Here is a 20,632-nt window from a genome sequence, read left to right as displayed (position 1 = left end):
GGCCAACAAGGGGGGAGAGGCATGTTTCTGGAACTGATCGCGGTCTTCGTGGCGGGCTTTGCCGGCGCGGGCGTGATGATGCTGCTGACACGGGTCGCGGGCGGCCGCCTGCCGCGCTGGACGGTGCCCGCGGGCGCCGGGCTCGCGATGCTCGCCGCGGCGATCTCGTCGGAGTACGGCTGGTACACCCGCACCCACGACGCCCTCCCCGAGGGCTTCGCCGTCGCCGGGACGCACGAGAGCCGCGCGCTCTGGCGCCCCTGGACCTACGCGGTGCCGATGACCGACCGCTTCATCGCCATCGACGGCGCCAACCTGCGCGCCAACGAGCAGACCGAGGGCCTCTACATGGCCGAGGTCTACTTCTTCGCCCGCTGGCAGCCGGTGCAGTCGGTCGAGATGATGGTCGACTGCAAGGGCCACCGCCGCGCCGACCCCGGCACCGGCGACGGCGGCGACCCGGTCTGGCGCGAGGTGGGCGCCGACGATCCCATCGTCTCCACCGTCTGCGCCGAGGTGCCCGCATGACCCGTCTCGGCCTGCGCCTGCGCATCCTGCTCTTCTTCGCGGCGATGGGCCTCGGGGGGGCGGCGCTGACCGGCCTCGGGCTCTGGCTCGGCCACTCCCGCGCGCTGGAAACCGGGGCCACCGACGGCTTCGTCTTCGCCGCCATCATCGTCGTCTTCGGCCTGCTCGCGCTCACCGCAGGCATCTGGCTGCTCTTCGACGAGAACGTCGCCAAACCCATCGAGCGCATCGCCGCCGAGATGCGCGTGCGCGCCCACACCGGCGTCGCGCGCGACCTCGACGCCCATGCCGCGCGCTACCTCGGCGACCTCGCCCCGGCGGCGCAGGCCGTCAGCGACCGGCTCTCGGACAGCGCCATGCAGACCGCGCAGCAGGTCGCTGCCGAGACCGAGCGCCTCTCGATCGAGAAGAACCGCCTCACCGCGCTGCTGACCGAGATCCCGGTCGCCATGATCCTCGTGAACCCGCGCGGGCAGATCGTGCTCTACGACGGACAGGCGGCCGAGGTGCTGGCCCAGCTTCACCACCCGCGCCTGAACGCGCCGCTCTCGGACTACTTCGAGGCCTCGGGCCTCGACCGCGCGGTGCGCAAGATGCACCGCACCGGCCGCGAGGTCGCCTTCACCGCCGAGGGCGTGGACGGCGCGCAGAGCTATGCCGCGCGGATGAAGCCGATGGACGGCGGCGGCTACATGCTGGTGATCGAGGGGGCGGAGAGCCACTTCGCCCCCGAGGCCGAGCGCCCGCTGGTCTACGACTTCGACCTGCTGACCCGCGCCCAACCCGCCTGCATCGAGGAGACGCCGCTCTCGGAGCTGACCTTCACCGTCTTCGACACCGAGACCACGGGCCTTCTGCCGCACAAGGACGAGGTCGTGCAGATCGGCGCCGTGCGCGTGCTGGGCGGGCGCATCGTGCCGGGCGAGACCATCGACCAGCTCGTCGATCCGGGCATCCCCATACCGCAGGCCTCGACCCGGGTGCACCGCGTGACCGACCGCATGGTGCGCGGCCAGCCCGACATCGCCGAGGCCGGCCGCCGCTTTCACCGCTTCGCCGGCGGCTCGGTGATCGTGGCGCACAACGCGCCCTTCGACATGGCCTTCCTGCGCCGTCACCAGGCGCGCATGGGCGTGGCGTGGGACAATCCCATCCTCGACACGGTGCTGCTCTCGGCGGTGCTCTTCGGGGCCAGCGACACGCATACGCTGGATGCGCTCTGCGCCCGGCTCGGCGTCGAGATCCCCGAGGCGCTGCGCCACACCGCCCTTGGCGACGCGCGGGCCACGGCCGAGGTGCTGATCCGCATGCTGCCCATGCTCGAGGCGCGCGGCATGACGCAGTTCGGCGAGGTCCTGGAACAGACCCGCCAGCACGGCCGCCTTCTGGAAGACCTCAACTGAGGCGGTGCCGCAAAAGCCGTCGCAAGGCTTTGGCAAATGCCCTGGCAAGGACTTCGGGCGCCCCGCCCCCGGGGCTCAGCGCGACAGCTCTTCGGTGATCTCCGCCGCCAGCTGCGCCACCGCCCGGCCGGTCGCATCCGCGATGCTGCCCGGCGTGGTGTCCACCAGCGGCACCGCGATGGCAAAGCGCTCGATCCGCTCGCGCACCACGCGCTCGTAGGACGAGACCGCGTACTGCCCCGTCAGCTCGAAGACGCCCGAGGCGCGCGCCACCATGTCGGTCACCCGGACCTCCACCGCCGCCTGCGCGTCCTCCTCCAGCGGCCAGGGCTCGGCCGCCACGGTGGCATTGCTCGCCCGCCCGATCCGGTCGGCCAGCGCCAGCGTCACCGCGCGCATCGGATCGTCCGCCCAGAGCGCGTTCTCGGCGGGCTCGAGCCCGCCGTCCGCGCTCTCGACCAGGATCTCCGAAGCCTCGGCATAGGCCGGCAGCGAGACGTCGCGCACCTCGAGCGAGGCCACGGCCAGCGGCGCCGGGCGCACCTCCGCCGGGGCCTCGATCAGGTAGCGCGGTTCGGCACCGCTGCAGGCGGCGAGCAGAAGGGCGAGCGGCAGGAATCGATACATGGTGATCAGCGTCCGAATAGCAGCGAATTGGGATTGCGTTCGATCTCGCGGGCGAGCTTGGTCAGCGCCTCGGCGGCCTCGCGCACCTCGCGCAGGGCCGAGACCGTCTCGCGGTTGAACGAGGAGTTGTCGCCGTAGCTGTCCAGCACGGTGCCGGCCTCGTCGACCAGCCCCTGGATGCGCGTGGACAGCGCCGGCAGGCTCTGCGCCGCCTGCTCGATGGCCGAGGCGGCCTCGCGCGCCGAGGCGAGCGTGGCGTTGGTGTTCTCGACCACGCCCCCGGCGCGCAGCTCGGAGAGCGCGGCGCGCGCCTCGTCAAGCGTGGCGCTCAGGCTCTCGGGCAGCGCCCGCGCCTGCGGCGTGTCGATCAGCCGGTCCGCGCCCTCGAGGAAGGCCGAGGCCGAGTTGACCAGCTGCTCCACCGGCAGCCCGTTGGCCTTGGCGACCAACGCGTCGAGATCCTCGATCAGCTGCGGCACGCCCGCCGTCGCCTCGTCGAGGTCGGCGGCCACGCCGGTCACGCTGTCGGCCGCCTCCGAGGCGCTTTCCAGCGCCTCGACCAGCCGGCCCACGGCATCGGCCTCGCGCAGGTCCTCGGCGACGCCGCGCAGCTGCGTGACGGTGGCCGACAGCTCGGCCGGCAGCCCCTGCGCCGCCTCGCTGGCCACCAGCGAATCCGCGTTGCCCAGGAACTCGGTCGCCGCCGCGACCGCCGCCTCGAGCTGCAGCGCATTGGCCTTGCCCGCGAGCGAGCGCAGGTCCTCGACCAGCCCCGGCACGTCCTCGACCGCGGCACTGGCGGCGGTCCCCGCCTCGCCCAGGCCCGCGGCCGCGCTGTCGGCGCTCTCCAGCACCGAGACCAGCTTGTCGACGGCGCCCGCCTCCTGCAGCCGCTCGGTCACGGCGCGCAGCGAGGCGACCGTGGCCGCCACGTCCTCGGGCAGCGCCTGCATCTGCTCGGCGCCGACGATGGCATCGGCATTGGCGACCAGCGCCTCGGCGTCGCCCAGGAACTCGGTCGCGGCCGTCACCGTCGCCTCGAGCTGCAGCGCGTTCGCCTTCTGTGACAGCGCCCGCAGATCGTCGACCAGCCCGGGGACGTCCGCGATGGCCTCGCGCACGGTCTCCCCGACCGAGCCCAGCTCTCCGGCGGCGGTCTCGGCACTCGCCAGCGTGTCGGTCAGCTGCGTGACGGTGCCCGCCTCCTGCAGCTCCTCGGCCACGCCGCGCAGCGCCGCGATGGTGGCCCCGATCTCGGCCGGAAGCGCCTGCACCTCCTCGCTGCCGATGACGCCGCGCGCGTCCTCGAGCAGCCCGGTGAAGGCCTGCGGCGCATCGCGCAGCCCCTCGTCGGCGGCCAGCGACTCGATCGCCGCCATCGTGGTGATCGCCTGGTCGAGCAGTTCCTCGACCGGCAGGTTGTCCACCCGGTTCAGCAGCCCCTCGGCGGTGGCCGCCACGTCGGGAATGTCGGACTCGACCGAGGGCAGCAGCGGCGCCTCCTGCTCGAAGATCCCCAGCGAGGCCTCCTCGGCATCGGGAATCTCGACCAGTTGGACCGTCAGCGTCCGGTTGAAGAGGCTCTGCGACGCCAGCCGCGCGCGCAGACCGTCCTGCACCGCCCGCGACAGGAAGGCGATGGTCTCGGCCGCAGGCGTCTCCGGGTCCAGCCCCAGCGCCCGCGGATCGATCGAGATGACGGCCCGCAGCCGCACCTCCTGCCGGTCGCCGGTCTCCTCGATGAAGGCCCCGATCGAGGTCACGTTGCCCACCCGCAGACCGCGGTAGGTCACCGGCGAGCCCGCCTCGAGCCCCTGCACGGATTCGTCGAACTCCACCGTCAGCTCGACCGCGTTGTCGAGCGACTGGTTGAACACGCTGTCCCGCGCCGAGTCCTCGCCGTCGAAGAGATCGAAGACGTAGTTCTCCTCCACCGGGTTGCCGCCCGAGAAGACCGTGTCATAGGCGATGCCGCCCCGCAGCAGCGCCGCCACCGAGCCCACCGAGAGGTTCAGGCCCCCCGGCCCGAAGTTCACCCGGAAGCCCGAGGTGTCCCAGAACCGTGTCGCGGTGGTGATGCGCTGGTCGTGCGGCGCCTCGATGAAGGCATCCACGATCACGCCGTTGCCGTTGTCGAGCAGGCGCGGCGTCTCGATCCGGCCGACCTCGATGCCCTGGTGAAAGATCGGCGCCCCCGCCGAGAGCTGGTTGCCGTCCTCGGCGCGCAGCACGATCTTGGTGCCCTCCATGCCCGGCAGCACCAGCGGCGCGGTGTCGAGCCCCTCGAAGCTCGTCGCGCCCGAGCCCGGGCTCGGCTCGAAGGCGGCCTGGATGTAGACCCCCGACAGCACCGTCGAGAGCCCGCTGATCCCGCTCGCGGAAACCTCGGGCCGCACCACCCAGAACCGCGCGTCCGCCGGCAGGGCGTCGGCCACGTTCTGATCCATCGCCGCGGTCACCACGACCGATTCCAGGTCGTCGGCAAAGGACACGTCCTCGACCCGGCCGATCACCACGTCGCGGAACCGCAGCGCCGTCTCGTCGGCGACCACGCCGGCGGCGTTCTCGAAACGGATCTCGATACGCGCCCCGCGCTCGGACCAGCTGCGCCAGGCGATCAGCAACGTGATGACAAGCGCCGCGATCGGCACGATCCAGACCAGCGACAGGTTGCTCCAGATCGAGCGCCGGCCGCTCTCCACCTTCATGTCTCCCGGTTGCGGATCGCTCATGCGGCGTCTTCCTCGCTTGCGTCCCAGATCAGCCTCGGGTCGAAGCTCTGGGCCGAAAGCATGGTAAATGCAACAGAAAGCGCGAAACTGACCGCCGCGATGCCGGGATGAATGCTGGCCGCGAAGTCCAGTTGCACCAGCGACGACAGGATCGCCACGACGAAGACGTCGATCATCGACCAGCGCCCGATGAACTCGACCGCCTCGAACAGCACCTGCCGCCCGTGCGCCGACATCGACACCCGGTGCCGGATGCTGAGCGCGAGATAGGCGATGGCCAGGAACTTGCCCACCGGGATGCAGATCGAGGCGACGAAGACGATGGTCGCCACCCCGTAGGAGCCGTGGTGCATCAGGTCGATGACCCCGCCCATGATCGTGCTCTGCGAGGTGCTGCCCAGCATGGTCGTCACCAGCATGGGGTAGAGGTTGGCCGGCACGTAGACCACCAGCCCCGCGAACCACCAGGCCCAGACGCGCTGCAGGCTGCGTTCGTCGCGGCTCTCAAGCCGCGCGCCGCAGCGCGCGCAACGCTCCCGTCCACGGGCGTGGACCTTGCCGCAATGGGTGCAGCCGACAAGTCCCGCGCGCCGCGCGGTCAGGACTGCCGGCGCGCGTCCAGTGTTTTCCAAACCGTTACCCTGCACATGAAATTGTCCTTCAGCACCGTCACGATCACCAGCGCCACGAAGGCCCAGAAGGCCGGCCCCAGCGACACCTGCGCCAGTCCCGCGACCTTCACCAGCGCCACCGCGACGCCGACGATAAAGACCTCGGCCATGGCCCAGGGCCGCAGCGCCTCGACCAGCCGGAAGACCCGCCAGGCATGGCGCGCCGGCGGGCGCCCCGCCGCCATCGGGCCCAGCACGTATATCAGAGATACGAAGCGGATCACCGGCAGGATCACGATCAGCGCCGCCATTGCGAAGGTCAGCGGCGCCGTCAGCCCCGAGGAAAAAGCCGTGACCGTGTCCAGCAGCGAGGCGCGGTTGCTCCGCCCGGCGACCCCCACCTCGAGGAAGGGAAAGAAGATCGCCGCCACCATCAGGATCAGCGCCGCCAGCGCCAGCATGATGATCCGCGTCATCGCGTCCCGCCGGGGCGCCTCCAGCCGTTCGCCGCAGCGCGGGCAGCGCGCGGTCTCTCCGGCCGCCACCTCATGCGCCTGCATCAGCGCGTCGCAGGCCGGACAGGCGAACAGCCCGTCGGTCTCCCTCTCGGCGACCGGCGTCGGTGTGGCAGCGGAATCCGGTATCATGGACATATGTTAGCCCCGCTCCCCCGACATGAAAACCCGGTGCCGCGGCGCAGCGCCGCTCAGAGTCGCTGCCGCCGGCAAAGCCATGCCAGCACCGCCAGCGTCACCACGGGCGCCAGCGCCGCCAACCAGGGCCAGGCCGCCTCGGGCAGCACGTCGATCGCAAGGTTCCACGGCCAGCCCAGCGGCACGAGGTAGACACCCGCAAGCGGATCGCGCGCCTGTCCGAACAGGCCCCATGAGCCGATGGCAAAGATCGCCAGCGCCATCAGGTAAAGCGCGGCGAACAACGCCATGACGATGCGACAGAAAATCGCCATTCCCTCACCTCCTCCCGGTGTCCCGGCCACCCCGTCCTCCGGCGCGCGCATCGCGCACCGGCCCCCTCGGCCGCGACGGCCTTTGACGGAACGGGATCGGCAGATTACCGAGGAGGCAGGACCGTTCCAAGGAGTTTCGCCCGCCATGCGCCGTCCTTCCGTCGCGTCGTCCGCCGGGGCCGGACGCCTGCTCTCGCTCGACGTGGCGCGCGGCGTCGCGCTGCTGGGCATGGTGATCTTTCACCTCTGCTACGATCTGGCCCTTGCCGGGCTGATCCCGCGTGACGTGCCCACCCGCGAGGGCTGGCGGCTCTTCGCCAAGCTCGTGGCCGGCAGCTTCCTCTTCCTCTCGGGCGTCAGCCTCTGGCTGGCGCACGGGCGCGGCATCCGCTGGCCCGTCTTCGTGCGGCGCATCGGCGTGCTCGCGCTGGCGGCGGCGGCGATCAGCGCCACCACCTACGCCATGGCCCCCGACCGCTTCGTCTATTTCGGCATCCTGCACGCCATCGCGGTCTCGAACCTCCTCGCGCTGGCCTTTCTGCGCCTGCCCGCCCTGCTCACCCTCCTCGTGGCGGGCGGGGTCTGGGCCCTGCCGCGTCTCGTGGCGCTCCCCGCGCTCGACCACCCGGCGCTGCACTGGATCGGCCTCTCGACATGGCACCGCCCCTCGATGGATTTCGAGCCCCTCTTTCCCTGGGCCGCCGCCACGCTCGCAGGCCTCGCCTGCACGCGGCTGGCGACCGCGGCAGGCCTCTGGCCACGTCTGCGCGAGCGCGAGAAACCCGCTGCGAACCTGCTGCATCCGCTCGGCTGGCCGGGGCGGCACAGCCTCGCGATCTACCTGATCCACCAGCCGGTTCTGGTGGCCGTGACGCAGGCCATCGCACGGCTGACCTGAGGGGGCGCAACCGCCTAAAACGGCGGAAAGCGTTGATCTTGCGGCGATGCGGCATAACTTGAGGCTCAATTGCCCGAAGCGCTTTGGACGCCGCACCGCCCCCGTTGTCGCCGTTCCGGAGCCGAGGCGCAGCCACGGAAGACGCCATGACGACACCTGCCTACGCCGCAATTCTCGACGGCACCGCCGATGATCTCTTCTCCGTCCTGGGCCCCCGCGCCGACGGCGACGCGCGCCGCCTCACCGTCTTCGCCCCGGACGCCAGCCAGGTCTCTGCGGTGGTCGGAGACAGCACCGTCGACCTCGACCGCGACCCGGGCGACACGGCCTTCTTCACCGGCCGCATTCCCGAGGACGGCCCCTACCGCCTGCGCAAGACCGGGCCCGACGGCGCCACGCTCGAACACCACGACCCCTACGCCTTCGGCCCGGTGCTGGGCGAGCTCGACGAGCACCTCCTCGCCGAGGGCAGCCACGGCCGCCTCTGGGAGGCGCTCGGCGCGCATGTAATGGAGCACGAAGGCACATACGGCACCCATTTCGCCGTCTGGGCCCCCAACGCCCGCCGCGTCGCCGTCGTCGGCGATTTCAACGGCTGGGACAGCCGCCGGGACGTGATGCGCCGCCGCCGCAGCGGCATCTGGGAGATCTTCCTCCCCGACCTCGGCGAAGGCACCATCTACAAGTACGAGATCACCGGCCCCGACGGCACCGTGCTGCCGCTCAAGGCCGACCCGGTGGGCTTCGGCGGCCAGCATGCCCCCGAGAACGCCTCCATCGTGCGCGACATCCGCGGCTACGGCTGGCACGACGGCGACTGGATGCAGAGCCGCGCCGCCCGCAACGACCGCGAGGCGCCGGTCTCTGTCTACGAGGTCCACCTCGGCTCGTGGAAGCGTGACGCCACCCAGAACGACCGCCCGATCTCCTACAAGGAGGCCGCCGAGGAGCTGGTCGCCTACGCCCGCGACATGGGCTTCACCCATATCGAGCTGCTGCCCATCAGCGAGCACCCCTTCGACGGCTCCTGGGGCTACCAGCCGGTGGGCCTCTTCGCCCCCACCGTGCGCCACGGCCCCCCGCACGAGTTCCGCGACCTCGTCGATGCCGCCCACCGCGCGGGCCTCGGGGTCATCCTAGACTGGGTGCCCGCCCACTTCCCCGCCGACGCCCACGGCCTCGGCCATTTCGACGGCACCCATCTCTACGAATACGCCGACCCGCGCGAGGGCTTCCACCGCGACTGGAACACCCTCATCTACGACTTCGGCAAGCCGCAGGTCGCCAACTTCCTCTCGGCCAGCGCCCGCTACTGGATCGAGGAATACCACGCCGACGGGCTGCGCGTGGACGCGGTCGCCTCGATGCTCTACCGCGACTACTCGCGCAACGACGGCGAATGGGTCGCCAACAAGGACGGCGGCCGCGAGAACTACGAGGCCATCGACCTGCTGCGCCGCGTCAACACCGAGACCTACGGCGACGATCCCTCGATCATGACCGTGGCCGAGGAAAGCACCGCCTTCCCCATGGTCTCGCGCCCGGTCGACCAGGGCGGGCTCGGCTTCGGCTTCAAGTGGAACATGGGCTGGATGAACGACGCGCTCTCCTACATGGGCGAGGCGCACGAACACCGCCGGTACCACCACCACAAGCTCACCTTCGGCCTCAGCTACGCCTATTCCGAGAACTTCATCCTGCCGATCAGCCACGACGAGGTCGTGCACGGCAAGGGCTCCATGCTGGGCAAGATGCCCGGCACCGAGGCCGAGAAATTCGCCAACCTGCGCGCCTTCTACGGCTTCATGTGGGGCCACCCGGGCAAGAAGCTGCTCTTCATGGGGCAGGAATTCGGGCAGTCCCACGAATGGAACCACGCGGGCCAGCTCGACTGGCACCTGCTCGACACCCCCGCACACGCAGGCATCCGCGACCTCGTGCGCGACCTCAACCGCCTCTACCGCGAGATGCCCGCGCTGCACCGGCTCGACACCGACCCCGAGGGCTTCGGCTGGATCGACGTCGACGCGACCGAGGCCTCGGTCTATTCCTGGGTCCGCAAGGGCACCGGCGACGACGCCCCCGTCTTGGTGGCGGTGAACCTCTCGCCGCAGGAACGCAGCAGCTGGGACCTCGGCCTGCCCCGGTCCGGCACATGGCGCGAGATCCTGAACACCGACGCCGGCATCTACGGCGGCCAGGGGCGCGGAAACATGGGGCAGGTCACCGCGACCGACACCCCCGCCAAGGGATTTCCCGCCTCCGCCCGGGTGACATTGCCGCCGCTTTCTGCGGTGATGTTCACGCCCGCCGCCTGAGCGCGCCAAAGACAACCACGAGGGACGACAGATCGTGCAGACCACCGACAGCATCGCCGCCGACATCGACGCCGCCGAGGCCAGCGCCGCCTGGTGCGAAGAGATCCTGAACACCGCCGAGGACCGCGTCCACGCCGCGGCCCAGATCGCCCGCCGGCTCGGCGCCCAGGTCGAGAACGGGCATGTCAACTTCGGCTTCTGGACGCCGGAGCTTCAGGACTGGCGCGTCTCCGACAGCGACGTCTTCCTCGAGATCCTGCGCCCGCGCGACCAGATCGACCTGACTCTCAGCCAGTCCGACGTGCGCTTCGACCGCGTGCTGCTGCCGGTCGCGCGGTCCGAGGCCTTCACCTTCGCCGCCGCCACCGGCGTGCACATCGGCTCGCGCGAGCTCATCGGCGATTTCTACTCGCTCGTCTGGCGCGATTCCGAGGGCACGCTGCACCGCATCCTCGACCCGCTCGCGGCCTCCCTGCCCTACGGCGCCTTCGCGCCCGCCGAGATCTACGACGTCGAGGGCATGCTCGCGCAGCGCGCCGACAAGGACTACTGGGCCGGCCTGCGCTCCGAGGCGCCGCACAAGTTCGGGCCGCCCACCTCGATCCTGCAGGTGCACGTGCCCACCGCCACCCCCGGCGGCACGCTGGCCAGCCTCACCCGCCAGTTCGAGCGCATCGCCAGCCGCGTCGGCAAGGGCCTCTCGCTGGAACCCGACGACGAGCTCTTCGTCGGCTACGACGCCGTGCAGCTTCTGCCGGTCGAGCCCACGACGGTCTACGAGGCCGGCCCCGCCTTCTGGACAGAGACCTCCTCGCTCGACGACGAAGTCACCGTGCACCTGATGCGCCCGGATACCACGAACTGGGGCTATGACATCGTCATCTCGGGCATGGCCACGGTGAACCCGGTCCTGCTGGAAAACGCCCGCCCGGACGAGCTGGTCGACCTCGCGGCCGTGCTGCACAACTTCCCCGGACGTCCCAAGAAGCTGATCTTCGACGTGGTCTTCGGCCACTCCGACAACCAGGGGCTCGAGGCGCTCAACAGCCACTACTTCGCCGGGCCGAACATGTACGGCCAGAACCTCGACTACAAGAATCCCTACGTCCGGGCGATCCTGCTCGAGATGCAGCGCCGCAAGGTGAACTTCGGCGCCGACGGCGTGCGCGTGGATGGCGCGCAGGACTTCAAGTGGTGGGATTTCACCGCGCAGGAGCTGCGCCACGACGATGCCTACCTGCAGGAGATGTCCGACATCGTGCAGCACGTCGCGGGCACCGACTACAAGCCCTGGTTCGTCTTCGAGGACGGCCGCCCCTGGCCGCAGGAGGACTGGGAGCTGTCGTCCGACTACCGCGCGGTGATCCTCAACCAGCAGGAGGGCGACCCGGATGTCTTCCAGTGGGGGCCGCTGACCTTCGCCCACAACACGCCCTTCATCTACACCTTCTGGCTGTCGAAATACTGGCGGATCAAGGAAATCCTGCGCTACGGCGCCAACTGGATCTCGGGCACCGCCAACCACGACACGCTGCGCCGGGGCACGCAGGTGAATCCCAAGCTCAACATCAACACCCGTCTCGGCGACACCAAGATGGAGATCCTCGACAAGGCCTATGACAACCCGGCCGTCTCGGTGCTGACCTACGCGGTCTTCCCCGGCGTGCCGATGGATTTCCTCAACGCCACCGCCCGCGCCAGCTGGGGCTTCATCCGCAACCAGGATGACAAGTACGGCGTGAAGGTCGTCTCGGAAGAGGCGATCAGCCTCAAGTGGCAGGTCGACGAATACAGCTACTCCGTCCCCGGCGCCTTCCGCTGGCTCAAGGAGCTGGGCTTCGAGACGCGCGACGACCTCGCCCGCTTCCTCGAATTCCTGCCCGCGCTGGTCGAGGTGACCGACTACGACCTCAACACCATCGCGGCCCTGCTGAACGCGGTCGAGCCGCCGCTCGCCGGGCCGCGCCCGGTGACCGTCGGCACGCTCAAGCAGATCGCGCGCGCCTGGATGGACGACATGCACGAGTACTGCAACGTCTCGCACTCGGTCTCCAAGCTCGACCCGGCGCAGACCTCCGGCATGCTGGCCCTGCGCGAGTTCCGCCACGAGAACCAGTGGCTGCGCGGCAACTTCCGCGACGAGGACAGCTTCCGCTACCTCGAGCCCATCGAGGGCCGGACGGTCTTTGCCGCCCACCGGCACGGACCGGACGGCCGCGAGGTCTTTGCGCTCTGCCACATGGAGGGCGGTCCAACCGACGAGATCGAGCCGCTCTCGCTCCTGCCCGAGGGGGTCTCGCACGACGGCTGGCACCTCGCCATCCGTACGCCCGGCATCGGTGAAGAGTACGGGGGCGGCCAGATCACGCTCAAGGACTCGATGGCGCTGGTCTTCCAGCGCGGCTGAGCCGCGCGAACCGTACGGAACTCCCGTACGTCCGGTACGGCTGGCCAAGGCCCGCATCCCGCGCGCCCGGCCGGCCGACGCCACGGGAGGTGCCTTTCGGCGGCCCTTCGCTCTTGCAATGAAGGGCGAAACCGGCTTGACGTGGACTTGGGATACCGGCCAGCTCGACGGGGGCGCACATGCAGATCGACATCGACATTGCCATGCAATATCAAGTGTTTGGCGACCCGACCGCGCTCCTGACCATCGAGGCGGCCCACTATCCCGGGCAGATCATCCAGTCCCAGTTCATCGACATTGCCGGGGCCACGGTCACCCGCATCCAGGGCGAAAGCGGCGTCGGCCAGCGCATCTGGGCCCATCTCCCCAACGAGAATCTGAGCCTGCGCTACACGGCGCGAGTGGATGTAACCCGTTGTAATACGGACATTTCCTACCTCTCCGCCGCGCCCACGCACACGCTTCCGTCCGAGGCCATCGGCTACCTGCGGCCCTCGCGCTACTGCCAGTCCGACATGTTCCCCGCCTTCGTCTCGCGCCGCTTCGGCCACCTCGAGGGCGGCGCCCGGGTGGCCGCGATCCGCGACTGGGTGCAGGCGGAAATGTCTTATGTTCCAGAGGCTTCCGGCCCCGCGACCACCGTGCTCGACACCTTCGCCGCCCGCGAGGGCGTCTGCCGCGACTACGTCCACATGGTCTGCGCCCTCGTCCGCGCCGCCGGCATCCCGGCCCGCTACGCCTCCGTCTACGGCCCCGACGTCACCCCACCCGATTTCCACGCGGTCGCCCAGGTCTGGCTCGAAGGCGACTGGCACATGGTCGACGCCACCGGCATGGGCAACTCGGACGCCATGGCCATGATCGCCGTCGGCCGCGACGCCTGCGACGTGGCCTTCATGGAGACCCCCGGCCCCGCCATGCTGATCGCCCAAAGCGTGCGCGTGACACCCGCCTAAACCACTGCGATAAAATACATTTTCAACGTGTCGACGCAGGCTTACCTGATCCCCGGCATGTGCTATCCTCGGGACGATGCGACCGACCGTCCTGTCCCTCTGCGCCGCGCTGGCGATCCTCGTCGGGGCCCGCCCGGGCCTCGCGCAGGAGATGGTCTGCGGCGCCCCGCCCTTCGACCACCCCCCGGAAGTGGCCGCGGTCCTCGACGACCTCGCCCCGGTCCTGAAGGCCTTTCCATCCTTTGACCGCACCCTGGACAACGATCTGGACGCGCTTTGCCTCGCCGACCGGCTCTACGGTGTGCAGGGCTACATGGACCCGTCGGACGGCCGGATCGTCATCGCCCGCGGCCTGCCCGAGGGGCTGCGCGCGGCCGTCGTGGTACACGAGCTGCGCCACCTGCAGCAACTGACGCTGGGCGCCTGCCCCGCGCCGGGCCTCGCGATGGCCGAACACGCGCGCGCCGTTCTGGCCATGGAAGCCGACGCCAGCGTGGCGAGCCTCGTCGTGGCCTGGCGGATGCGCGAGCTTGGGCGCGAGGATCTCTGGGAGGCCCTGGCAGGCTGGCCCATGCAGGCGGATATCGCCGTGGCCTTCGAGGCCGAGATGCATGCCTCCGGCAACGTGGCCCTGGCAGCGGGCGCCGCCTTTCAACAGTGGTTCGAAAGCGACTCGCGCGAGGAGGCCTACTACGTCGCCGCCTGTTCGCAATATCTCGACGAGGCCGAGCGCGACCACCGTCTGCCGAGCTACGGGTCGCTGGACCCCGCTTTCGACGCGCGGCTCTGTCGGCTGCCCGACGGCACAGGCTACGCCTGCACGGTGCCCTGACGCGGCCGTGTCGCGCACTGGTCGCGCGGCATTGAAATGTCGAGGAAAAGTGGCGCACCCGATAGGATTCGAACCTATGGCCTCTGCCTTCGGAGGGCAGCGCTCTATCCAGCTGAGCTACGGGTGCCGCGGGCGTGGTCTTACGGCAAAGAGGCGGCGCCCGCAATCGCAAATCCGCGAGGGGCGCCGCCGAATTTTCAGCCTTCGCGCTTGCCCTGCGCGAGCATGGTCATCTGCGGGATCATCTCGTCGACCGAGACGCCCGAGAAGCCGGCCGCTTCCATCTCGGAGGCGAGGCTTGCCGCGTCCACCGAACGCGCCTGCGGCGTGAAGGCGGTGTGCTGCAGCTGCCAGAGAGCCGCCAGCGCGGGGCCGCTGCGGTCGCCGTGCACGATGAAGTCGTGAATCAGCAGCTGACCGCCGGGCACGAGACGCTCATAGGCGCCCTTGATGAGGCCGTCGTGGGTCTCGCCCGGGACACCCGAGAAGAGGTAGGACATCAGCACCACGTCCTGACCGCCCGGCCAGTCGGTCTCGAGCGCGTTGCCGTCGACGTAGGTGATGCGGTCCGACAGGCCCGCCTTTTCCACGAACTCGCGGCCCAGCGAGGCCACGTTGGGGAACTCGACGATGGTCGCCTCGAGGTTCGGGAAAGCCTTGCAGAGCGTGATCGCGAAGGCGCCGGTGCCGCCGCCCACGTCCAGCAGCTTCTTGGCGCCGGACAGGTCGATGCGCTTGGCCAGTTGCCGCGCGGGGCCGAAGGAGCCCGCGTGCTGGCTTTCGGAGTAAAGACGCGCCTCGGCCGGGTCCGAGAACCACTCCTCGTAGGAGCCCGTCGACCCCTCGGGCATCTCGCCCGAGATGGCGGGTCCGAGCTGGTCCATCAGCGCATACATCTGGCGGCCGACCTGCAGCCGCAGGTAGTCGCCGAAATCGTACTTGGCGCCCTGCACGAGGAAGGCCTCGGCGGCGGGCGAATTGGAATAGCGGCCGTTCTCGACGCTCAGCAGGCCAAGGCCCGCGAGCGAGGTCAGCAGCGTCTCGGCGCGGTCGCGGTGCAGTCCGCTCTTCGCAGCCAGTTCATCGGCGGTCAGCGGCGCTTCGGCGAGGTGCGTGAACACCTTGTGGTCGAGCGCGACGAAAAGCGCTTTCGACCCCATGAACCCGAAGGCAATATCGGAAATCTCGTCGGCTTGAGTGGCCAGACCCATTCGCAGTCTCCCTGTTGTCGCGATGGGCGGACGCTATCAACCCGGGCCCGGAAGCACCACAGCAGGGCCGCAGATTTGCCGAAACCGGCGGCCAATGCCTCATTTGCGGGCAGGCCGCACGGGCACCGGGCGGCGAGTCTCCGCCCGGGCACCGGGCGGCGAGTCTCCGCCCGGGCAGGACCGTTCACGCGAAAAGCTCGTGCGCCAGTTCCAGCGCATCGACCAGGGCGTCGACCTCGGCCTCGGTGTTGTAGAGCCCGAAGGAAGCCCGGCAGGTCGCCGAGACCCCGAGGTGATCCATCAGCGGCCCGGCGCAGTGATGACCGGCACGGACCGCGACGCCCTTCTTGTCGAGGATGGTCGAGATATCGTGCGCATGGGCGGCGCCGTCGAGCGTGAAGGAAAAGATCGCCGCCTTGCCGGGCGCCCTGCCCTGCACCTGCAGCCAGTTCAGCCCGCCAAGCCGGTCGCCCGCGTAGGCGGCGAGGCCGGCCTCGTGCGCGGCGATGTTCTCCATCCCCAGGTCCATCATGTACTCGAGCGCCGCGCCCAGCCCGATCTGCTGCACGATGCCCGGCGTGCCGGCCTCGAACTTCATCGGCGGGTCGGCCCAGGTGACCTCGTCCTTGTGGACCTCGCGGATCATGTCGCCACCACCCATGAAGGGCCGCATCTCGTCCATGCGCTCGCGCCGGATCCAGATCGCGCCCGAGGCGCTGGGACCGTAGAGCTTGTGCCCGGTAATGGCGTAGAAGTCGCAGCCGATCTCGGCCACGTTCACCGGCAGGTGCACCGCCGCCTGGCTGCCGTCGACGAGCACCGGCACGCCTTGCTCGCGCGCCGCGCTGCAGATCGCCTTCACGTCCACGACCGTGCCCAGAACGTTGGACAGGTGCGTCACCGCGACCAGCTTGGTCTTCGGCCCGATGGCGTCGATCACCTTCTGCGGGTCGAGCGAGCCGTCGGGCTCGGTATCAACCCACTTGATGACAGCGCCCTGCCGCTCGCGCAGGAAATGCCAGGGCACGATGTTGGCGTGGTGCTCCATGACCGACAGGACGATCTCGTCGCCGGGTTCGATCAGGGGCATGGCCCAGCCGTAGGCCACGAGGTTGATCCCCTCGGTCGTGCCGGTGGTGAAGACCACTTCTTCCTCGTCCGGGGCGCCAAGAAAGCGCGCGATGGTGCCGCGCACGGCCTCGTATTTCTCGGTGGCGAGGTTCGACAGCGTGTGCAGACCGCGGTGGACGTTGGAATATTCCTCGGCATAGCCGCGCGTCACCGCGTCGATCACCGCCTGAGGCTTCTGGGCCGAGGCGCCGTTGTCGAGATAGACCAGCGGCTTGCCGTTCACCTCGCGCGAGAGGATCGGAAAGTCGCGGCGGATGTCGTTTACGTCATACATGAGCCACCATAGCGTCCGGTGTTAGTCCCGTAAGGGACAACAGGAACATGAGCGCGAAGACAAGCCCGATGCCGCCGAGGATCAGCACCGCGAGCGCCTTGAGCGGGTTGTCGAACCCATGCGCCACGTCGAGAAAATTGACCGTGATCCAGAGGCCGGCCAGCATCGCGGCGATCACCAGCAGCGCCGCCAGCCCGCCCGAGATCACGGTGACGAGCGCCACGCCCACCTGCACCAGCGCGCGCAGCGCCTGCAGCCAGACCAGCAGAAGCGCCACGTCCTGCGCGCGCGCGGTGCCGCCCAGCGGACGGCCCGCCCAGGTCATGAAGAGGATCGAGGCCGAGAGCGCCGCCGCCAGCAGGAAGACCAGCATCACCGGCCCCGCCAGCATCGGCATCGCCCCGCCGCCGAGCCCGGCCGCCTGCATCGTGCCGACCACCAGCGCGTTCAGCACGACCACGAGGCCGAAGGCGGTGAGGATCGCCTCCTGCGAGAGGTTCATCGAAAGCAGCAGCCGCGCCACGTCTCGCGGCGCCACGAGCGTCTGCATCGCGAGCCGCAGGAATCCCGCCGGTGTCATGCCGGGGCCCCGCGTTCCGCGACGCTCAGGCCGCGGATCCAGAACCACAGGAACACGGCGAACCAGACCAGCCCCACCAGTGTCAGCTGCGGCCCCGGCCCGATGAGCCCAGCGGCCAGCCCGTTGAGCAGCACAAGCGGGCTCGCCGCCAGCAGGCTCCAGAACAGCGCGAGCCGCGCGCCGTAGCCGGTGCCTTTGCCCCCGAAGATGCGGGCGATGAAGTGCGTGACCGCGGCAAGCGCGTAGAAGAGCAACGGCGCGATGATGAGCCATGCCAACAGCGCGCCGCCCAGCTTCGGGTTCAGCGCGCTGCCGTCGAGATGTGCCTGCCGTGCAAGGGCGGGCATCTGCGCGATGAAGAAGATCGCGCAGGCCGCCATCACGAGCATCAGCGCGCGATCCTCGCGCGGTCCCTGCGAGAGCAGCCGGCGCACAACGGCGCCGGGCCCCCGGTAGGTCGCCACGATCTCGCGCGTGAGGCTCATGCGTCGCGGCGCCGGGTCAGCCAACCCTCGACGCGGCCGACGATTTCCTCCTGCAGGCGCTCGTCCTCGATCTCCTGCACCGCCTCGGCGATGAAGGCGATGGTCATGAGATCCTCGGCGATGCCGCGCGGCACGCCACGGGCCCGCAGGTAGAACAGGCTGTCGTCGTCGATCGCGCCGCTCGTCGAGCCGTGCGAGCAGGCCACGTCGTCGGCGTAGATCTCGAGCTCGGGCTTGGCGAGGAACTGGCTGTCGTCGTCCAGCAGCAGCGACTGGCTGATCTGGTAGCCGTCGGTCTTCTGCGCGTCGGGCTTCACCAGGATCTTGCCCTGGAAGACGCCCTTGGCACCGTTGCGCAGCACCTTCTTGAAGACCTGCCGGCTTTCGCAGTTCACCGCGTCATGGGTGATGAAGACCGTGTCGTCGTGGTGGAAGTCGTTGTCGCCCAGGCAGGCGCCGGCCACGTGGGCCACCGCATCGTCGCCGGTCAGCTCGATCACGCATTCATTGCGCGTGAGCACGCCGTTGACGGTCAGCGTGAAGGTCTTGAACACGCTCTCCTGCCCCAGCCGCGCAAAGATATGCGTGGCGGCGCGACGTTCGTGGTCGCGGCCCTGGGCGCGGATGTGGTGGAAGGCGCCGGTATCGGCCACGTCCACTTCCATCACCTTGTTGAAGCGCGCCGCTGCAGGACCGTTTTCCAGCAGGGTTAGCTCGGCGCCCGCGTCGACCTTGACCACGTGGTGCAGCATCGCGTCGGAGGTCTCGGCCTCGTGCACGTAGACCACGCTGATCGGCTTCGCCGCCTTGCCGGTGACGTGGATCAGCAGCCCGTCGGTCGCGAAGGCCGTGTTCAGCGCCGCGAGCGGACGCTCGACCGGGCTCTGGCCGTTGGCTTCCAGCGTGCCGTAGATGTCCCTGGCCCAGTGGATGTCGGGGCCGCCGTCCAGCCGCTCGATGCTGACGCCTTCCATCTCGAGCGCGTCCGACGCCTCGGCATCGAAGACACCGTCACGGAAGACGATGGTCAGCCGGTCGATATCGCCGAAGATCGGCGCCTCGTCGGCCTTGAACGAAGCCGCGGCCGGCGCCTCGGGCGCGGTCAGCGTCTCGGGGCGGGTGTATTTCCAGTACTCGTCGCGCGGATGCGGCAGGCCCATGGCGCGCAGCCGGGCCAGCGCGTCGGTTCGCGCCGCAGCCGACCAGCCGCCCTGGGGCAGCTGGTGCGCGGCGATCCGCGCCTCGGTCGCGTCCAGTTTCTGTTGCGGCAGAGCCATCAGGCCACCTCCTCTTTCAGGTGCTCGTAGCCTTCCTTCTCGACTTCGAGCGCCAGCTCGGGGCCGCCGGTCTTGATGATCCGACCGTTCGACATGATGTGCACGACGTCCGGCTTGATGTGGTCCAGAAGCCGCTGGTAGTGCGTGATGACGAGGAAGCCGCGGCCTTCCGAACGCAGCGCGTTCACGCCGTCGGCCACCAGCCGCATCGCGTCGACGTCGAGGCCCGAGTCGGTCTCGTCGAGGATGCACATCTTGGGCTCGAGCACGGCCATCTGCAGGATCTCGTTCCGCTTCTTCTCGCCGCCCGAGAAGCCCACGTTGACCGGGCGCTTCAGCATGTCGGCGTCGATCTTGAGATCCTTCGCCTTCTCGCGGATGAGCTTGAGGAAGTCGGTCGAGGACATCTCCTCCTGCCCGCGCGCCTTGCGCTGCGAGTTCACGGCGGTGCGCAGGAAGGTCATGTTGCCGACGCCGGGGATCTCGACGGGGTATTGAAACGCCAGGAAGAGACCGGCCGCCGCGCGCTCCTCGGGCTCCATGTCGAGCAGGCTTTCGCCCTCGAGCGTCGCTTCGCCGCCGGTCACCTCGTAGCCGTCACGGCCCGACAGAACGTAGCTCAGCGTCGACTTCCCCGAGCCGTTGGGGCCCATGATCGCGTGCACCTTGCCGGCCGGCACCTCGAGGTCCACACCCTTGAGGATCTGCTTGTCCTCTTCTTCAAGCTTCACTTGCAGGTTCTTGATTTGCAGCATCTTTTCCATCTCCGATCGGCGGCGCCCCGGCCGCCCGTTCCTGTTCGTTCAGTCCCGGTCCAGCACGACAGCGGTGCCCGAGACCGAGACCATGAGCATCGAGTCGCCCACAACCTCGTAATCCAGATCGATCCCGACAACGGCGTTGGCCCCAAGGGCCGCCGCGCGTTCCTCGAGTTCGCGGAAGGCAGTTTCCCGGCCTTCCTGCAGCTTGGCCTCGTAGGCGCCGGACCGGCCGCCGACGATGTCGGTGATCTGCGCGAAGAGATCGCGCACGACATTGGCGCCCATGATGGCCTCTCCCACGACGACACCCTTGTAGTCGGTGATGCGATGGCCTTCGACGGTATTGGTTGTGGTCACGATCATGTCGTTTCTCCAGTGGCTTGCGCGACGATCCTCATGCCGCGCACCAACTCACATCGTCCGTTGCATCCAGGTGAAGGCCATCATCGCCAGCAGCGCCAGCCCGCCCGCTGCCGCGGCCGTAAGCGGCACCGAGTCCGAGATCAGCCCTTCGGTCTTGCCCTTGCGGCGGCGGATCGAGAGGCCGATCAGGACGCCGATGAAGACGCCCAGACCGGCACCGGCCGACTGTCGTGCGAGTTCCAGGATCACGCCAGGCCCTCCTTCGCGGCGG

At 69.4% G+C, this 20,632-nt stretch carries 20 protein-coding genes and 1 tRNA gene; 7 read left to right on the top strand and 14 right to left on the bottom strand.

Going from position 1 to position 20,632, the window contains the following annotated elements; all coding sequences use genetic code 11:
• The first annotated feature begins 21 nt into the window (after nt 1-21).
• Together SALMUC_RS05840 and SALMUC_RS05835 are read left to right on the top strand one after the other, a co-directional pair.
• Nucleotides 22-528: a hypothetical protein gene (locus SALMUC_RS05840; RefSeq protein WP_020042599.1), complete on the top strand. Its 507-nt coding sequence runs from the start codon at nt 22-24 to the stop codon at nt 526-528.
• Nucleotides 525-1,931, top strand: coding sequence for a 3'-5' exonuclease (locus SALMUC_RS05835; protein ID WP_020042600.1), 1,407 nt, complete (start codon nt 525-527; stop codon nt 1,929-1,931). Before SALMUC_RS05840 ends, SALMUC_RS05835 begins: the two co-directional genes overlap by 4 nt.
• 75 nt (nt 1,932-2,006) lie before the next feature.
• Here the strand turns inward: SALMUC_RS05835 and SALMUC_RS05830 are convergent, their stop codons facing one another.
• The 5 genes from SALMUC_RS05830 to SALMUC_RS05810 are packed head-to-tail and all read right to left on the bottom strand — an operon-like array spanning nt 2,007 to nt 6,868.
• A complete protein-coding gene (locus SALMUC_RS05830; RefSeq protein WP_020042601.1) occupies nt 2,007-2,558 on the bottom strand; it encodes a PqiC family protein in 552 nt (183 codons plus the stop codon).
• Between the two features lie 5 nt (nt 2,559-2,563).
• On the bottom strand, nt 2,564-5,290 hold the full coding sequence (locus SALMUC_RS05825; RefSeq protein WP_020042602.1) for an MlaD family protein: 2,727 nt from the start codon (nt 5,288-5,290) through the stop codon (nt 2,564-2,566).
• Nucleotides 5,287-5,922: a paraquat-inducible protein A gene (locus tag SALMUC_RS05820; RefSeq protein ID WP_020042603.1), complete on the bottom strand. Its 636-nt coding sequence runs from the start codon at nt 5,920-5,922 to the stop codon at nt 5,287-5,289. Before SALMUC_RS05820 ends, SALMUC_RS05825 begins: the two co-directional genes overlap by 4 nt.
• The gene (locus SALMUC_RS05815) at nt 5,889-6,548 is read right to left on the bottom strand and encodes a paraquat-inducible protein A (protein ID WP_051155878.1); all 660 of its coding nucleotides are present in this window, start codon (nt 6,546-6,548) and stop codon (nt 5,889-5,891) included. The genes SALMUC_RS05820 and SALMUC_RS05815 overlap by 34 nt, the downstream gene beginning before the upstream one ends.
• A 59-nt stretch (nt 6,549-6,607) precedes the next feature.
• Nucleotides 6,608-6,868, bottom strand: coding sequence for a hypothetical protein (locus SALMUC_RS05810; RefSeq protein ID WP_020042605.1), 261 nt, complete (start codon nt 6,866-6,868; stop codon nt 6,608-6,610).
• 145 nt (nt 6,869-7,013) lie between these two features.
• On the opposite strand from SALMUC_RS05810, the gene SALMUC_RS05805 reads away from it, so the two are divergent.
• The 5 genes from SALMUC_RS05805 to SALMUC_RS05785 all read left to right on the top strand — a co-directional run bounded on the left by SALMUC_RS05805 (nt 7,014) and on the right by SALMUC_RS05785 (nt 14,279).
• On the top strand, nt 7,014-7,766 hold the full coding sequence (locus SALMUC_RS05805) for a heparan-alpha-glucosaminide N-acetyltransferase (RefSeq protein WP_020042606.1): 753 nt from the start codon (nt 7,014-7,016) through the stop codon (nt 7,764-7,766).
• A 146-nt stretch (nt 7,767-7,912) separates the two neighbouring features.
• Nucleotides 7,913-10,084, top strand: a complete 2,172-nt coding sequence (gene glgB, locus SALMUC_RS05800) for a 1,4-alpha-glucan branching protein GlgB (protein WP_020042607.1) — start codon at nt 7,913-7,915, stop codon at nt 10,082-10,084.
• 34 nt (nt 10,085-10,118) lie between these two features.
• Nucleotides 10,119-12,491 carry a glucosylglycerol hydrolase gene (gene gghA / locus SALMUC_RS05795; RefSeq protein WP_020042608.1) on the top strand — a complete coding sequence of 791 codons (2,373 nt, stop codon included), beginning with the start codon at nt 10,119-10,121 and terminating at the stop codon, nt 12,489-12,491.
• 179 nt (nt 12,492-12,670) lie between these two features.
• A complete protein-coding gene (locus SALMUC_RS05790) occupies nt 12,671-13,447 on the top strand; it encodes a transglutaminase-like domain-containing protein (protein WP_020042609.1) in 777 nt (258 codons plus the stop codon).
• A gap of 76 nt (nt 13,448-13,523) precedes the next feature.
• Nucleotides 13,524-14,279, top strand: a complete 756-nt coding sequence (locus tag SALMUC_RS05785; protein ID WP_020042610.1) for a DUF6782 family putative metallopeptidase — start codon at nt 13,524-13,526, stop codon at nt 14,277-14,279.
• A 50-nt stretch (nt 14,280-14,329) separates the two neighbouring features.
• Here the strand turns inward: SALMUC_RS05785 and SALMUC_RS05780 are convergent.
• The 9 genes from SALMUC_RS05780 to SALMUC_RS05740 form a co-directional block, all read right to left on the bottom strand.
• A tRNA-Arg gene (locus tag SALMUC_RS05780) sits at nt 14,330-14,406 on the bottom strand.
• Between the two features lie 70 nt (nt 14,407-14,476).
• Nucleotides 14,477-15,490: a methyltransferase gene (locus tag SALMUC_RS05775; RefSeq protein WP_020042611.1), complete on the bottom strand. Its 1,014-nt coding sequence runs from the start codon at nt 15,488-15,490 to the stop codon at nt 14,477-14,479.
• Nucleotides 15,491-15,674: 184 nt separating this feature from the next.
• The gene (locus SALMUC_RS05770; RefSeq protein ID WP_020042612.1) at nt 15,675-16,895 is read right to left on the bottom strand and encodes a cysteine desulfurase; all 1,221 of its coding nucleotides are present in this window, start codon (nt 16,893-16,895) and stop codon (nt 15,675-15,677) included.
• Complete coding sequence (locus SALMUC_RS05765; protein ID WP_020042613.1) at nt 16,888-17,475, bottom strand: YIP1 family protein; 588 nt, start codon at nt 17,473-17,475, stop codon at nt 16,888-16,890. Before SALMUC_RS05765 ends, SALMUC_RS05770 begins: the two co-directional genes overlap by 8 nt.
• Entirely contained in the window at nt 17,472-17,960 is a 489-nt protein-coding gene (locus tag SALMUC_RS05760; protein WP_021119882.1) for a hypothetical protein, read from the bottom strand. Before SALMUC_RS05760 ends, SALMUC_RS05765 begins: the two co-directional genes overlap by 4 nt.
• Complete coding sequence (locus SALMUC_RS05755) at nt 17,957-19,237, bottom strand: SufB/SufD family protein (protein WP_020042615.1); 1,281 nt, start codon at nt 19,235-19,237, stop codon at nt 17,957-17,959. Before SALMUC_RS05755 ends, SALMUC_RS05760 begins: the two co-directional genes overlap by 4 nt.
• A complete protein-coding gene (gene sufC / locus SALMUC_RS05750) occupies nt 19,237-19,992 on the bottom strand; it encodes a Fe-S cluster assembly ATPase SufC (protein ID WP_021119881.1) in 756 nt (251 codons plus the stop codon). Before sufC ends, SALMUC_RS05755 begins: the two co-directional genes overlap by 1 nt.
• A gap of 48 nt (nt 19,993-20,040) precedes the next feature.
• Nucleotides 20,041-20,361, bottom strand: coding sequence for a heavy metal-binding domain-containing protein (locus tag SALMUC_RS05745; RefSeq protein ID WP_020042617.1), 321 nt, complete (start codon nt 20,359-20,361; stop codon nt 20,041-20,043).
• A gap of 48 nt (nt 20,362-20,409) precedes the next feature.
• Nucleotides 20,410-20,610: a hypothetical protein gene (locus tag SALMUC_RS05740; protein ID WP_020042618.1), complete on the bottom strand. Its 201-nt coding sequence runs from the start codon at nt 20,608-20,610 to the stop codon at nt 20,410-20,412.
• Nucleotides 20,611-20,632: the final 22 nt, after the last annotated feature.

The sequence above is a fragment of the Salipiger mucosus DSM 16094 genome, assembly GCF_000442255.1.
Taxonomy (GTDB): domain Bacteria; phylum Pseudomonadota; class Alphaproteobacteria; order Rhodobacterales; family Rhodobacteraceae; genus Salipiger; species Salipiger mucosus.
The sequence above is the reverse complement of the archived record's forward strand: the minus strand, read 5'-3'. Positions and strand labels throughout refer to the sequence as shown.